Origin of the sequence: Arthrobacter vasquezii, assembly GCF_029455255.1 — a bacterium.
GTDB lineage: Bacteria > Actinomycetota > Actinomycetes > Actinomycetales > Micrococcaceae > Arthrobacter_D > Arthrobacter_D parietis.
In genome coordinates this window covers 125,331-139,492 of the sequence record NZ_JAROKN010000001.1, presented here as the reverse complement: position 1 = coordinate 139,492, position 14,162 = coordinate 125,331, and the positions used below count along the sequence as shown (strand labels likewise).

Below are 14,162 nucleotides of genomic sequence, written 5' to 3'. Positions count from 1 at the left end.
CCTGAAGGCAGACGTGCCACAATTCTCGCTCGCAGTGATGGCGCATGGCGCCGGTGACCTCAGAGTGGAGCAGGTCGCACTACCGGCGCCTCGGCGGGACGAAGCGATTCTCGAGATTGCCTATGGCGGCGTGTGCGGCTCCGACCTGCATTACTGGATGCATGGTGCCGCAGGTGAATCGATTCTCAGGGAACCGATGGTGCTCGGCCATGAGGTTGTCGGCACTGTTGTACAAGCTGCAGCCGACGGCACGGGCCCGGCCGCCGGAACCACAGTGGCGGTTCATCCTGCCACTCCGGGTGACGGCGCAGCGAAGTACCCGCGAGAACGTCCAAATTTGTCACCGGGGTGCACGTACCTGGGCAGCGCGGCGCAGTTCCCCCATACGAACGGGGCATTCTCACGGTACTCAGTGCTTCCCAGCCGCATGCTTCGGCCTATCCCGCCGGGGGTATCGCTACGGACCGCTGCACTGATTGAGCCGGCAAGCGTTGCCCTGCACGCAGTCGCAGGCGCGGGAGAGGTGAATGGTAGGAGCGCGCTGGTTGTGGGCAGCGGACCCATCGGTGCACTCACGGTAGCCGCACTGAAAAGGGCCGGCGCCGCCGAGATCACCGCCGTCGACATGTTCGACAAGCCGCTTGAGATTGCGCGCGCACTTGGGGCGACCCGAACCATTCAAGCCACGGATGTCGACGCTATCGCCGCTACAGAGGCCGATGTGGTCGTCGAATCCTCCGGGAATTACCGCGGACTGTCCTCCGCCATCCGAGGCGCGGCGCGTGGCGGACGAGTAGTCATGGTCGGTTTACTTCCCACCGGTGACCAACCGGTACCCATATCCCTTGCAATTACGCGTGAGCTTGAGCTGGTGGGATCGTTCCGGTTCAACAACGAGATCGATGAGGCCATTTCAGCACTGGCGGACGGCAGCCTCCAGATCTCGTCGGCCATCACTCACGAATTTCCGGTCTCACAGGCCTTGGCCGCCTTCGCGGTGGCCAAGGATGCTGCCACGTCAGGGAAGGTGCTGCTCAGGTTTGATGAAGCTGCACACTGACTCGATCCCAGTTGGACATTGAATTAGACGCCTTTGGAGGCACCATGAAACACGTTCACACCGTAACCCTCCCGGACCATGAAACACTGGCTCAGCTCGGACCCGTTCCGGACGGGATCCGCACCGCGGTATGGGATTTGAAGTCGATGCCCGAGGGCGCCGACTTGAGCGAGATCCAGGGGGTCATCCTTCCGTACCTGAACGCTGGAGAAGTGCTCGATTCGCTCAAGAAGGTACCGAACCTGAAGTTCGTCCAGGCGCAGTCAACAGGTTTTGATGGCATCAGGGAAGCTGCCGGGCCCAACGCCGCCGTTGCCAATGCCTCAGGCGTCCATGCTGCTGCCACTGCCGAGCTTGCCATTGGTCTCCTGATCGCGAAACTGCGTGGAATCGACGTCGCCGCGAGGGACCAGCTGGCACGCAAATGGCAGCCTGATCGGCGCCTCTCCCTGGCAGACCGGAAGGTTTTACTGGTTGGTGTTGGCGGGATCGGTCAGGCGATCACCAGCCGCCTCGAACCGTTTGAGGTAGAACTGACGCGCGTCGGATCCAGCGCGCGTGATGACGCCTTCGGTCACATCCATGGAGTCGACGAACTGCACGATTTGGTGCCTCACCATGACGTCCTCGTGGTAGCTACTCCGCTTACCTCCGGAACGAAGCACCTCATCAATGACCGGGTTCTGTCCGCCCTTCCAGACGGTGCCCTTGTCGTAAATGTTGGCCGAGGGGCGGTCATCGATACCGATGCCCTGACGTCCGAGGTGCTGAGCGGACGGCTCTACTGTGCGCTCGACGTCGTAGATCCTGAGCCGTTGCCGAACACACACCGCCTTTGGGGTGCTCGCAATGCGTTAATCACGCCGCATGTGGGTGGAAATGCGTCAGCGTTTGAACCACGCATCCGCGCGTTGCTCATTCGGCAGATCAATGCACTCGCGTTGGGACGGGTGCCGGAAAATCTCGTGCAGGTCGGTCAGTTTAGATAGCTCGTCCAGATGCTACGCGGGCACGACGAGGATAGAAAAGGAACCAGAGATGAATGATCGAACCCATTTCATTGTCATGGGAGTAGCGGGATGCGGTAAGACGACACTCGCGACCGCGCTTTCAGAACGGTTGGGGTGGTCCTACGCCGAGGCTGATGACTTCCACTCGGTTGAGAACATTACCAAGATGGCTAACGGGATTCCGCTGAAGGACGATGACCGGTGGCCATGGCTCACAGCGATCAAAACTTGGATTACTGAGAAATCTGCAGCAGATGAATCGACAATCGTGACCTGTTCAGCGCTGAAGCGCAGTTACAGGGACTTGCTCGCCTCCGCAGATGGCGAAGTCGTTTTCATCCATTTGCATGGTGATGCGGAGCTTATCCGTTCGAGGATGGCGGGACGCAGCGGGCACTTCATGCCTGAATCGCTTCTGGCCAGCCAGTTCGAAACTCTCGAAGCACTTGCAGATGACGAGTGTGGCATCGCGGTGGCGAACACCGGGAAGCTGGAACAGACTATTGACGCAATTCTCAGGCGGCTCTCGACGGATACCGGTGAATGTGAAGCGGAGGTGGCTCAACGTCGTGGTTGATTGAAGGCTGTCCCCACCTTTCCCGGCTGCGGAGGTTGTCTGAAGGATACGGTGCGTATCTGCACGTACAAGGGTGGTGCCCACCGGTGTGAGCTGAATGAGCGTGATCGTTATGCAAAATCCAACACCTCGCACGCCCGCGGAGCCCGCGCTAGTTTTCTGCCTCCGCGCTCAGCGATGAGATCCGAGTCGCCCGCCATAATCGGAAGGCTACGCGCCCTCGCTCGAAGTCCTGCGCTTCCACGACCATTACGGCGTCGAACTTCTGCTCCGTCGGAAGGTGGGCGGCTTCCTCCTTGCCTGAACGCCAACACCACGCCATCCGGCAACGCTGCCTTCAGCACCTGCCAGACGGCCCGCTCGGCCGACTGGCCGTCATCGAAGGTGGGCTTCTCTGGGATGCAGTGGACGGTGTGCTCAGTCAATTCTGTACACCTTGCCGAGGGCCGGCAGGTGGATCAGTGTCTCGATGACCGGCTTTCCGGTCACATCGAGGAGTGCCTGACGGTACGTTTCCATCTGCCCGAGGTTTTCCTTGCGGATATGTTTCGCCGGATCCTCACCGGGGTAGCTCTTGTGGTCGATCAGGACAAAACCCTCGGGCAGCTCAATGAGCAGGTCGATCCAGCCTTCCATGTACTGGTTCTGCTCAGTACGCCAAGAGATCGGCACCTCTCGGAGGATCGACCCTCCCGGATACATCGACGTCAGATATTCCGCGAACCGGTCGCCCGAGGTGAGGAGCAGTTCGACGTCGATGAGGTCGCCCACCTGCCAGCGGTCAAGAATCTGCTTGGCGACCCCGAGCTGCGCGGCACGATCGAGCGCTGTGTACTCCGTGCCGAGGTACGCGTGGACGGCCGAACCCACGGAGGCCCATCGTTCGTCTCCTCTGGTGGCCAGCGGGTCACCGAGGTTCGCGTGCTCATGAATAAGTGCGTCGGCGTCGGTCCCGTTCGTGGTTGTCTGGGCGCTCGCCTTGATTCGCGCGGGCAGATAGGACCCGGCTAGGGGAGCGGCAGCGGCGTCGTCGTACTGGATAGATGAGGCGGAGGTGACGCTCTCCGGTGCGTCCTCTGCAACGTAGGTCTGCACATACGCCGGCAGTTCTTTCCCGTTTACCGTGATCACGCCGTCATGCTTCTCGCCCGACCACTTGATCAGGCCGGTGATGCCGAGGTCATTCAACCCAAGCGGCGAGCTGCCCTTTGCGGTGAGGACGGTGGTGTTGATGGACCGGGTCATGCCCACATACATGAGGCGCGCTGCGTTGCGGCGTTCGCGGTCCTCATTGGCCATGAGGACGGCGCTCGATTTCGCTGCGGCATCCAGCGGTGAGCCCTTGTACGGGAAGGGAGAGGGCCAGAACCGGATCCAGCGTCCGGCAAGAGGTTCATCGAGGTCGAACTCGCCGTCGGACTGCACCGCCACACCGAACGCACGGGCGCCCACTTCGCGGTCCAGGCTCTCCATAATGACCACCGGCCACTCGAGCCCCTTGGCCTTGTGATACGTCATCACATTAACGACGTCGTCACCTGAGTTGTCAGAGGCAACAGCCTCCGATTCGGACAGGAACTGCAGTGCACCGCGCAGGGTTGCCGGGGCCTTCAGCGCCTTGGCGGCCTCGTAGTAGTTGTTGAACTCGGCACGCACAGCATCGAGGTTCCGCAGGCGCGTCTCGGGGGCAGACCAGGTCTTCAGCAACGCCGGGAGGCCGATGAGGCTGACCACCTCTTCGAACACCTCAGTGGGCGTAGACGCGATGGCCCGCTCATTCAGCTCCGTGAGCGCTGTACAGAGCGGATCGGCAGCCCATTCCGCGAGGGTTTCAGCAGGCTCGGGCGAGGCCAGCAACGCCTGCTGCCACTTTTCATGTGCCCGGTGCCCCGGATGCAGGGCAACAACCTCACTGAGTGCGATGGTGTCACGTGCGTCGGCAACGAAGGCCAGAGCGGCCCGCGCCAACTGCACCTCACGGGAACTCAGCAGCGGCTGGCTGTTGAGCGTTGCCCGGATGCCGAGTGCGGACAGCGCTGCTGCCACTGCCTGCGCTTCCTTATTGGTGTGCGTCAGCACGGCGATCTCTTTCGGTTCCAGCTCCGGACGCCGGCGCAACAGGTCAACGACACCGACGGCGGTTGCCGCAAGCCGCTCTTCGTCTTTCCCCGCTGTCCGGCTCCACGCTTCCAGGAACCCGCCGGTGCAGTCGGCACGGGCGTCCGGCAGACGGAGCTCCACGGACTCGCGGCTCATCCCAACGGCTGCCAACAGAGGGATGAACGTTGCGTTGGACAGGTCGAGGGGAACCTGTTCAGACCTCCAGGAGCTGCTCAACATCTCACGCTGGGTCACCTTGGAGACCACCGCATCCATCAGCTCAGGATCGGTTCCGCGGAACTCGTAGATGGCCTGCTTGGGGTCACCCACCCAGACGGCGCGATCCACGAGCCTGCTGAGCTGCAGGAAGAGTTCAAGTTGAAGGGGACTGGTGTCCTGGAATTCATCCACCACCAGGAACTGCACCCGCTGCGAGAAGGACTGCCTGAACGCCTCATTCTCACGGACGAGTTTGAGGGCCAGGGTTTCCTGGTCAACGAAGTCCATCAGGCCGTGGGTGTGCTTGAAACGCTCGAACGCTTCGAGGCATTCAGCCGCACACGCGTAGATAAGCCGGATGAACTGCTCAATGTCATCGTGGAACGCCGGATTGCTCAGCAGCTCTTCGGAAAATGCGGCGATCGGCTGCTCGAAGATGGTTTTGATGAGCTTTGAGGACGCGGCCGGAATAGCGCCGCGCCATTGCTCCCAGGAGACGTCCTCGACGTCCCCCATGGAGGTGATCCGGTGGACAATCTTGGGCCAGTTCTCCGCGAAGTTCTTGGCTGCCACATTGACGGGTTTGCCCGCGGGGTCGAGGCCGTCACGCAGCACGGCCTGAAGTTCCGGCAGCGCGTGGCGGAGGCCGTCCAGCCAGGCTTGCCTGCCGTCATAGCTTCCGCGTTCCTCCAGGACGCTCTGGTAGCCCTGCCAGGAACGTTCGGCACAGGCAGCGAGGTCCTGTGGTTGCAGGAGGTTGTTGCGGGCCGCATCGCAGATACCGCGGACGAGCACCATCCACGCGTCGTCCTCCACCATGCTCATTCTGCGTGCGATCGGCAGGATCTGGTCCGAATAATCGGCAAGCACTTCGTCCGTAGCGAGCCGGAAAATGCCGTCCTGCTCTCCCTCGGCGATCGCTTCAAGGGCAGGAGAAAGCCCGGCGTCGATGGCGTATTCGGTGAGGAGCCTGCTGCAGACGCTGTTGACGGTGCCGATGAGGCTTGTGGACAGTTGCTGTGCTGCTTCCTTCAGCTTCAGGGGATCCGGCACGCTCGAGTTGTCGGAGCTGAAACCCTGTTCGCTGGAGTTCTGAGCGCCCGATCCGTGAGCGCCCGAGCCCTGATCGTCCAGCAGCCGCAGAGCTATGCGTTCCTTGAGCTCACCGGCCGCTTTCTTGGTGAAGGTGGTCGCCATGATGGCAGCGGCAGGTGTGCCGCCGGCGATGCGGTCAGCAATGACGTTGGTCAGCGCATGCGTTTTCCCGGTGCCGGCGCTCGCCGAAATCATCAGTACGTTGCTGAGGGTGTTCATGAGAAGTCGCCCGCCAATCCGCAGAGCCTGCTGAAGTGGCAGAACCGGCAGGGTGGTTTGCCATAAAAACGCCCGTCCGCCGTTGCCCGGGCCTCACCGGTTTCCCCGCCGTCAGCCTCGCGGGCTGTGTCCACCAGCGGCGTTGCTGAGATACGGCCATGAACTACTTCCGAGACAGAGAAGGTTACCGCTTTCACTGCGGAATCCCACAGGGCGTCCGGTCCTTCGGCTGCTGTTGCCGATCCGCCCAGCCCCGGGTGGGTGGTCGCAAAGCTGCCTTGCTTGAGCAAGTAGTAAGCGGCGGGTCTGCCCACGCCATCCGATCGATTCCCGTCGGTCGGCGCAGTTTCGCTGACATCTCCTTCGGTTTCCCCACCGAGCGCCCACTGGTACAGCGCCAACTGGAGGGCCTTTCCCTCGCGTACCTCTTCCAGACGGTACTTGTCCCGGTTGCTCCATTTCAGGTCAATGACGGCAGGCCTGCCCTCGCCGTCTATCCCCGCGACGTCGATGGAGCCTCTCACCGGAACCGACATCTGCTTTCCGTCCACGGTGAGTTCAAGGAACTTCTCGAACGGCTTCTCGACGTCCTGGATGGTGATCCCGGCAGCGCTCACCCAGGTGAAGAACTTCATCACGTTGGAGGACAGCACTGCGCGCAGATTCTTCAGCCTTGCGCTTTGCCCTGGTAGGAGAAGCTCCGATGCGAGGTGCGGCAGGAGTTTGTCGATCTTGCGGTCGATTTCCTCGGGCGTGGGGACGGCGCGGAGTTGGGCTGAGAGATCGTGATGCAGTTCCTCGACCAGCTTGTGCGCGAAGATCCCGATCATGGTGTTGCCGCTCGGCGCGCTGTCGGCATCCGCGGGCCGTAGCCGCATTTTCTTGTCGAGCACCCAGGCCAGGGAACATCCCAGCAGGTTGCCGAGCTGGCTGAAGGACAGCGCGTCAGGGGCGAAATCAGCGCGCGGCTCCAGCTCGAACTCAGGAGGCGGCGGCGCTACGCGGACGGGATCGACGGGGCCCATCCGCGCCGACCGTCCTGCCAAGGCCCAACGGTTGTTCTGGACCAGTTGCACCGGTGTCACAGTGCATTCCCTGATCTGCTCGCGTAGCGATGGCCCCGAACCGGTTGCGGGCTGTGCGGCGACCAAAGCCTCAAGCAGGGGATTGTTCTCAGTGGGCTCGCCTTCCTGCTGGGCAGTCTGGACGATAAGAAGGTTCCGGCAGCGCGTCGAGGCCTGGACTGTCTGGGTGATCTGCAGCATCGCCAGGCTCTCGGGTGAGGGCAGGTGCACGCCCACCGAAGAGAGTGCCTCAATATCGGAACGGTCCCAGCGACGCGTTCGTGGCGCCGTAGCGTTCTGGAATCCCCACCACAGGACGTCATCCACTGGATCCATCAGCTCGGTGAGGTGCTCAAGCCGCAGCCAGTCGGACGCTTCGCTGGCTGCAAGCGGATTGGTGGTTTCCGCCACGACCGAGGAGATCATCCGCCGAAGGTCCGTTCGGGACACCAACGGCAGGCCGGAAATCAGGGCAATCAGCGTCTGCAGCTGCGCGTAGGTGGAGGCCAACTCGGTGCGATGACGAGCGAGCCGATTGAGCCGTTTTGCAAGCCATTCGGTCTTTGCCGCAATCTGCGTACCGCTGACACCGTGGTGCTCGATCAGGAGATTCCGGGAGAATAGCTCGTCGAGCTCGGAGGCCTGTTCCCTGTCACAGTCGGGTAGCTCTGCGATCGCCTGCAGCGCCACGTTCCACGCTTCGCCACCGGTTCCCGGCTCCTCTTTCAGGGCTTTGAGGAGTTCGCGGCCGGCATCACGCCGTACGGGCGAGACCGGGAGTGCGAGGAACTCGCTGAGCAACTGCACATTCGCCGGACCCCAAATGATCTCCATGAAGAGCGGGATGATCTGGTCCTGTGCTCGCCAACGGGATCTGGCTCCGATGCCGATGCGCGGCAGTCCACGGGCGGAAAGGTAATGGTCCAGAATGTTGGTCTGGTGCGATACGACGACGGCGGTACTCGCCGCAGTGCCCGCAGCGCCCGCGCTACCGCTACCGCTACCGCTACCGCCGGCACCCAACCACCGGGCAGCGTGCTCTGCGGCTTCCCACTCAGTTTCCGCGTGCAGAACCGTGATGCGTGGTGGCGGCGCTGCGGTGGGTTCCGGCTCCACGATGCTGACGCCGCGCACTTCGAGCTTCCCGAGAATCGCCTGCCAAATTGAGGGAAAGGAGGACCGCGGGTGCTGCAGCGCAACGGCTGAGATGCCGAGCGGAAGTGGAGTTTCCAGGGCAGCCGTCAGCCCGGCGACGTCGTCAGCAAGTGCCGGAGCAAGCGGAAGTTCGACCGCCTCGGCCGCCGCCAGAGTCTGCAACAAATTGGAGGGATGGCCTGCGGGAAGACGGCCGTCCCAACCGTTGGCCACCAGGTCATCCCGCGCATAGAGGAGATCCTGAGCGGTTGACCATGGGTCCACGGCAAAGGAGGTCGAGAACCACGCTGACGAACTGTCCAGTGCCCGCAAACGCGCGGTGTACTGGTTCACGCGCCCAAGGTGCGCGACTTCTGGCCGTGTGATGCCAAGCCTGGTCTGCAGCAGTGCCACAAAGCCGAGGCGGCCCACTCGTACGGTGTTCAGGCCACCGGATTGAAAAGACCACGGCGCGCGGTCGAGAAACCAGCCGAACTCAACCCTCATGATTGCCCCGCTCCCCGTGCCCGCCGTCGCGGATTGTGCTGCCTGAGCAGCTGTCCAGTGGAATTCTGAACGTAACAGCCGCTCCTGACAATTCTAGGCGGGCTGGATCTCGTCCTCCGTAGACGGCTCCTCGACGTTGGCCCGGTAGTCCGCGAGCACGAGGATCGGCAGGTGGTCGGACGCCCCACGCGGCAGGGTCTCCACCTTGTCGATTTCCAGTCCGCGCGACGTCGCAAAGTCGAAGTGTCCCCGGAAGACCATGCCGCGGGTGTAGGTTCGCCGGTCGCTCAGCGACAGATCGTAGCCGGATTCGTTCATGCGCTCGGTGAGTTTCTGCGTGAAAAACGGGTAGTTGAAGTCGCCGACCATCAAGGTGGCAAAACCGTCCCCCATGCTCAGGAGTTCGGCATGCGCGGCATTGATCTGATGTCTGCGCAGCGAATTAGAGGCCGTCAGGGGAGCCGCATGGAAGGACCCGGCCACGAGCGTGTTGTCCGTCTGCAGGTCGAGGAGCTTGACGCCGATCAGCCGCTCGTGTGCAGGCGTGAGCACACGGTCATGCAGGGACTTCTTGAGCGAGAAGGAGTCGGCACGGACCATGTCGAAGCGGTCGCGCCGATAATACATGGCGAGTCCCAGCCGGTTTTCCTTGGTGGCGGTTGCCATCTGCAGCCCACCAACGACGTCAGGCAGGTCCGATGCATCGCATTCCTGCAGGCACAGCAGATCCACCTCGTAATCCTCGGCGAGGGCTTCGAGCTCACCGCGCGCCTTGTGCTCACGAAGGTTGTAGCTGATGGTGCGTATCAGGACCGGACTCCTTTGGCGATTGACGGCAGCAGCAGGTTCAGTCTAAACACTTCCAGGCTCCGGAACCGCGTCAGGAGTGCCGCATCTGCGCAGGATCGTAGGGACGTCCCCACGATCCTGCACAACAACGGTGCCTTTGCGGAGCAGCAGTCCTCGCTGAATCCGGCACTTCAGGTGGTTGCGGCCAGGCGCCGTCGTAATTCTGCTGCCAAACCGGCGTCGCCAGCTTGAATGGGCAGCGGTTCGCGGCCCCAGAGCCACAACAGAATGTCGTTGGGTTCCCCGCTGATACTGGCATCGGGGGAGGAGCCTGCCGCATCGGCGGAAATCTCGACGTCGTGAGGCAGCAGGTGAACCGACCAGGATGCACCGCCGCTTTCCAGGATCAAATGTCCGGTGACTTCAGCAGGACCGGAATCCGTGCCCGCCGACCGCCCGCGCTCGAACATGACTGTCAGCACCTCGTCGATCCCGTCGACTGCGAGCTCTGTCTCGACCGGCTGCGGATCGCCCAGGGCTGCTTCGAGGTCGTAGCGGTGGATCGAGGTCTCGTGCGTCAGTCGGCGGATCCAGAAACCCACGGTCTGATCCTCAGTCACCCACGATTCCGCGGGGTCTGAGGGATCATGGGCATCGAATTCGCCAGTGATCCGCTGGTAGCAGGTCTCCAATATCTCGGCCGGACCCAGCTGCAGAATGTCCTCCGGAACCCAGCGGCCCTGCGGCTTGGCGCCGGTGCGGATGGTCTCGGCTTTCTGCAGGTACACGAGCGCGGTGTGCCGGACCAGCTGTTCGACATCCCAGTCCGGACAGGCAGGAATCCGGGCCGCGGCGTCGGCGGAGCGTGTGAGCTCCAGAAGCCGCGCGAAGTCCTTCTCCATCAGCTCCCGGTAGCGGGCAAAGGTGAGGGCGTAGGGATAATCGGGCTTCATCCGCCGGTTGCTTTCGCCAGTTCAGGAACCTCGCCGGCGAGGACGGCGTTCAACAGCTCCCGGACGTTCTCAAACACATAGGCCGCACCGGCGTCGCGCAGTTCAGCTTCGCTGGTTCCGCCGGTAGTGACGGCGATGGTGCGCATGCCGAGCTTGTTGGCGGCGAGGACGTCCCAGACGGCGTCGCCAATGAACACTGCCTCTTCGGCCTTGAGTTCTCCGACGCCGAGTGCTGCTTCGAGGATGTCCGGGGAGGGCTTGCTGATGCCGGTGTCGGTTGCGGTGGTCGCGCCGGTGATCGCGTCATCCGCATCGATCACCTTCTTCAGGACGGCCAGCTCCTCGTTGTTCGCGGACGTGGCCAGCACGACGGCGAGGCCCACTTCCGCGCAATGATTCAGTAGGTCCCGGGTGCCGTCAAACGAGCGGATGGCAGGCCACTGAGCTGAGAACAGCGCCCCGTGGGTGTCCTTGAGCTCCTCGTCCTGGCCGGTGTCCCGGCCCTCGCCGATGAGGTGCTCAATGAGGGTGGAGCCACCCATCCCGATGGTGCGATGGATGCTGGCCATCGGAACGTCGTGGCCGAAGCGGCGGAAGGCTTGCCACCACGCGAGGGTGTGCAGGTAGTTCGTGTCCACCAGCGTGCCGTCAACGTCGAACAGGACGCCGCGTACGCCGTCGTCGTGCTGTTGTGTCATGTTTTCCGCCTACATCGTCGTCGGGTAAGTCGCCGTGCAATAGGATGTGCTCGCATACGGGTGTATTGGCGGTAACTCACCAACAGGATCCCGGACTATCCACCTTGTCTCAGAAGGAATACCCATGTCGAGTTACTCCACCCAGAATCGTGCCCCATATCCGAGCGAACAGCCCTTCGCGGCCGCCAGCACCCGCCGGTCTCCGGGCATGAGCTATGCGGGGTCGGACTACGAGGGAAAGCGCGCTGCCCAACTGTCTCTTGCCTATGGCGTACTCGGGATGTTCCTGTTCTGGTTTGTCTTCGGGCCGCTCGCGATCAGCTCGGCGAACAAGGCTGAGCGGATGGGTGAACCGGCAGCCGGCGGGCGTCTGCTGGGGTGGGTCGCGATTATTCTCGGCGCGCTGAGCATTCTGCTCATCATCGGCTGGGTGCTGTTCTTCGCTGCCGCTTTCACGAGTGGATTCTCCACCGGTACCAGCGTCTGATTTTGAGGGCAGCGGTCACCGTTACCCGACTAACGCGTAGTCACTGACTCCCAACTGCGGCCGTCTGCGCCGGTGCAAGCAGGTCAGCTGTGTTCACGACGGCGGCAAACTCGCCGTGCAGGTTCACGGCAGTCATGCGGTAAATCGCGTCCGCTGAAACATCATCGCCATCCGGACCGACGCGGTTGAAGGTATGCGTGGCATCAAGCGCGAATAAAACCATGTAGCCCAGATTGCCTCCGACGCGGGCTGTGGTTTCGCAGCAGTGATTCGTGGTGATTCCGCAGATAACCAGTTCGGAGATGGCGTTCTCCTGCAGCCAGGCGTGGAGATCAGGGGTGCCGTGGAAGCTGGAGTTGACGCTTTTGTGTACCAGCAGGTCCGGTGTGCCGGTGATGAAGTCCTTGAACGCGTGTCCCGGATGGTCGGGGTGCAGGGGAGACTCCGGATCTGTGGAGTCGTGCCGGACAAAGACGACGGGACGGCCGGTCTCGCGCCAGTGAGTCAGGAGGGCGGCGATGTTCTCCTCGCAGGAGGAGTTGATGCGTGTGCCCCAGTAGGCGGCGTCGTCGAAGGCTTGCTGGACGTCAACGATGACGAGCGCGGCACGGTCACTGAGGGAGGGGGCGGAGTGGGTAGCGGACACGGTGCAACGATAGCAACCGTGCCAGGCATCGGAGCGGCTTGTGCCGAGGCTTTGACGCGGCCCCGGCCAGCGCCCTAGGCTGGCATGAATCGATTCAATGTGAGCGCCGGCACAGGTTCTGTAACTCCTGTCCAATGCGCTCCTGCCGGTCACAACACGAAGCCATGCCGGGACGGAAGTTGCGGCTCCTTGCCAATGGCGACGAAGGAATATCAGCAATGAGTAGAACGCCCACCGAGGACGTCAGCCCGATCCGCGATTCCAGCGTCGGTCAGAGGAATCCCAAGAAGGCCGCGATGAGCGGTTGGATCGGGAGCGCGCTCGAGTACTACGACTTTGCGTTGTACGGGCTCGCCGCAACCTTGGTCTTCCCCGCTATCTTCTTCCCGTCCGAGAATCCGACGGTGGGAATTATCGCCTCCCTTGCCACCTACGCCGTGGGATATGTAGCCCGTCCGGTCGGCGCTGTGGTCCTCGGTGCGTACGGTGACCGGCACGGCCGCAAGCAGGTGCTGGTCGCTGCGATGCTGCTGATGGGCTTCGCGACCTTCGCCGTCGGTCTGTTGCCCACGTTCGGGCAGGTAGGTCTCCTCGCGCCCGCCCTGCTGGTGGTCCTCCGCCTGATCCAGGGGTTCGCGGTTGCAGGTGAGCTCGGCGGAGCCAGCGCCATGATCGTCGAGCACTCACCCGATGCCCGGCGTGGATTCTTCGCAAGCTTCAGCCTCCAGGGCACGCAGGTCGGGTCAATCCTGGCTACCGGCGTCCTGCTCTCACTCGCTGCCATCTTTCCGGATGCCGAGTTCGAGGCCTGGGGCTGGCGCATCCCGTTCCTGCTCAGCGCCCTGGTGATCCTCGCCGGTTACTACATCCGCCGTCGGGTGGAGGAGCCTCCGGCATACCAGGCCCAGTCTGCAAGCGGAGAGACAAAGCGCCGGTTCCCGCTGGTCGAACTGCTGCGCACGTACCCCTGGGTAGTGGTTCGCTGCATCATCATGACCTTCACCAATGTCATCGGTATGGCAACGCTAATTTTCGGCGTCGCTTATGCAACGCAGGATGGGTACGGCATTGGCTACTCAAGCGATGATTTCCTCTGGGTGACCCTCGTAGCCAACGTGGTCGCTGTGTTGACCATCCCGGCATTCGGCGCGCTGTCGGACAGGATCGGCCGGCGGACTCTCATGGTGGTTGGCGGGCTTGGCGGAGGCCTGCTGGCAGGAGGGTACTTGTGGGCCATCGATCAGAGGAGTTTGCTGCTGGTCTTTGTGTGCGTCGTGATCGTGCAGGGGCTCTTCTTTCAGATGTGGAACGCCACCTTCGCCACGTTCTTCCAGGAGCAGTTCCCCATGCGGATCCGCGTCACCGGTTTTGCGGTGTCGCAGAACGTTGGGCTGATGATCGCGTCATTCTTCCCGAGCGTCTTCACGGCCATTGCTCCGCCGGGTTCATCGAACGTGCCGATGGTTATCGGGCTGACTACGTTCGGTATCTGCGTGCTTGCCGCAGTGGCAACACTGCTGTCCCCTGACACCAGGAGCAAGTCGCTCGAAGACCTCGAAGGCTCCTAGACCAGCAAGGGCAGGATCTGCCCTTGCTGAACCACG

At 62.5% G+C, this 14,162-nt stretch carries 11 protein-coding genes; 5 read left to right on the top strand and 6 right to left on the bottom strand.

All coding sequences use genetic code 11. The annotated features are described in order from the left end of the window. Positions 1-37 precede the first annotated feature (37 nt). The 3 genes from P4U43_RS00650 to P4U43_RS00640 are packed head-to-tail and all read left to right on the top strand — an operon-like array spanning position 38 to position 2,647. Positions 38-1,060, top strand: a complete 1,023-nt coding sequence (locus P4U43_RS00650; RefSeq protein WP_277357081.1) for an L-idonate 5-dehydrogenase — start codon at positions 38-40, stop codon at positions 1,058-1,060. Between the two features lie 44 nt (positions 1,061-1,104). Beyond that, positions 1,105-2,049: a 2-hydroxyacid dehydrogenase gene (locus tag P4U43_RS00645; RefSeq protein ID WP_277356995.1), complete on the top strand. Its 945-nt coding sequence runs from the start codon at positions 1,105-1,107 to the stop codon at positions 2,047-2,049. Positions 2,050-2,098: 49 nt separating this feature from the next. Then, complete coding sequence (locus tag P4U43_RS00640) at positions 2,099-2,647, top strand: gluconokinase (RefSeq protein ID WP_277356994.1); 549 nt, start codon at positions 2,099-2,101, stop codon at positions 2,645-2,647. Positions 2,648-3,064: 417 nt separating this feature from the next. Here P4U43_RS00640 and P4U43_RS00635 read toward each other — a convergent pair whose 3' ends face one another. The 5 genes from P4U43_RS00635 to P4U43_RS00615 all read right to left on the bottom strand — a co-directional run bounded on the left by P4U43_RS00635 (position 3,065) and on the right by P4U43_RS00615 (position 11,425). Further along, a complete protein-coding gene (locus P4U43_RS00635) occupies positions 3,065-6,280 on the bottom strand; it encodes a UvrD-helicase domain-containing protein (protein ID WP_277356993.1) in 3,216 nt (1,071 codons plus the stop codon). Further along, positions 6,277-8,985 (bottom strand): PD-(D/E)XK nuclease family protein, encoded by a 2,709-nt coding sequence (locus P4U43_RS00630; RefSeq protein ID WP_277356992.1) that lies wholly within the window; start codon positions 8,983-8,985, stop codon positions 6,277-6,279. Before P4U43_RS00630 ends, P4U43_RS00635 begins: the two co-directional genes overlap by 4 nt. A gap of 93 nt (positions 8,986-9,078) precedes the next feature. Further along, positions 9,079-9,792 carry an endonuclease/exonuclease/phosphatase family protein gene (locus tag P4U43_RS00625; protein WP_277357080.1) on the bottom strand — a complete coding sequence of 238 codons (714 nt, stop codon included), beginning with the start codon at positions 9,790-9,792 and terminating at the stop codon, positions 9,079-9,081. Between the two features lie 173 nt (positions 9,793-9,965). Beyond that, entirely contained in the window at positions 9,966-10,727 is a 762-nt protein-coding gene (locus P4U43_RS00620; RefSeq protein WP_277356991.1) for a maleylpyruvate isomerase family mycothiol-dependent enzyme, read from the bottom strand. Continuing rightward, positions 10,724-11,425 (bottom strand): HAD family hydrolase, encoded by a 702-nt coding sequence (locus tag P4U43_RS00615; RefSeq protein WP_277356990.1) that lies wholly within the window; start codon positions 11,423-11,425, stop codon positions 10,724-10,726. Before P4U43_RS00615 ends, P4U43_RS00620 begins: the two co-directional genes overlap by 4 nt. Positions 11,426-11,549: 124 nt before the next feature. On the opposite strand from P4U43_RS00615, the gene P4U43_RS00610 reads away from it, so the two are divergent. Then, the gene (locus P4U43_RS00610) at positions 11,550-11,912 is read left to right on the top strand and encodes an Asp23/Gls24 family envelope stress response protein (RefSeq protein WP_056550403.1); all 363 of its coding nucleotides are present in this window, start codon (positions 11,550-11,552) and stop codon (positions 11,910-11,912) included. Positions 11,913-11,952: 40 nt separating this feature from the next. On the opposite strand, the gene P4U43_RS00605 is transcribed toward P4U43_RS00610, so the two are convergent. Beyond that, a complete protein-coding gene (locus P4U43_RS00605; protein ID WP_277356989.1) occupies positions 11,953-12,558 on the bottom strand; it encodes a cysteine hydrolase family protein in 606 nt (201 codons plus the stop codon). 218 nt (positions 12,559-12,776) lie between these two features. Between P4U43_RS00605 and P4U43_RS00600 the strand changes: the two genes are divergently transcribed. Next, positions 12,777-14,126 carry an MFS transporter gene (locus tag P4U43_RS00600; RefSeq protein WP_277356988.1) on the top strand — a complete coding sequence of 450 codons (1,350 nt, stop codon included), beginning with the start codon at positions 12,777-12,779 and terminating at the stop codon, positions 14,124-14,126. Positions 14,127-14,162: the final 36 nt, after the last annotated feature.

Bases quoted from the DNA above. Each gene is read 5' to 3' on its own strand.
- P4U43_RS00610 (WP_056550403.1), top strand. From the start codon at position 11,550: ATGTCGAGTTACTCCACCCAGAATCGTGCCCCATATCCGAGCGAACAG.
- P4U43_RS00640 (WP_277356994.1), top strand. From the start codon at position 2,099: ATGAATGATCGAACCCATTTCATTGTCATGGGAGTAGCGGGATGCGGT.
- P4U43_RS00635 (WP_277356993.1), bottom strand. From the start codon at position 6,280: ATGAACACCCTCAGCAACGTACTGATGATTTCGGCGAGCGCCGGCACC.
- P4U43_RS00615 (WP_277356990.1), bottom strand. From the start codon at position 11,425: ATGACACAACAGCACGACGACGGCGTACGCGGCGTCCTGTTCGACGTT.
- P4U43_RS00650 (WP_277357081.1), top strand. From the start codon at position 38: ATGGCGCATGGCGCCGGTGACCTCAGAGTGGAGCAGGTCGCACTACCG.
- P4U43_RS00630 (WP_277356992.1), bottom strand. From the start codon at position 8,985: ATGAGGGTTGAGTTCGGCTGGTTTCTCGACCGCGCGCCGTGGTCTTTT.
- P4U43_RS00645 (WP_277356995.1), top strand. From the start codon at position 1,105: ATGAAACACGTTCACACCGTAACCCTCCCGGACCATGAAACACTGGCT.
- P4U43_RS00600 (WP_277356988.1), top strand. From the start codon at position 12,777: ATGAGTAGAACGCCCACCGAGGACGTCAGCCCGATCCGCGATTCCAGC.
- P4U43_RS00620 (WP_277356991.1), bottom strand. From the start codon at position 10,727: ATGAAGCCCGATTATCCCTACGCCCTCACCTTTGCCCGCTACCGGGAG.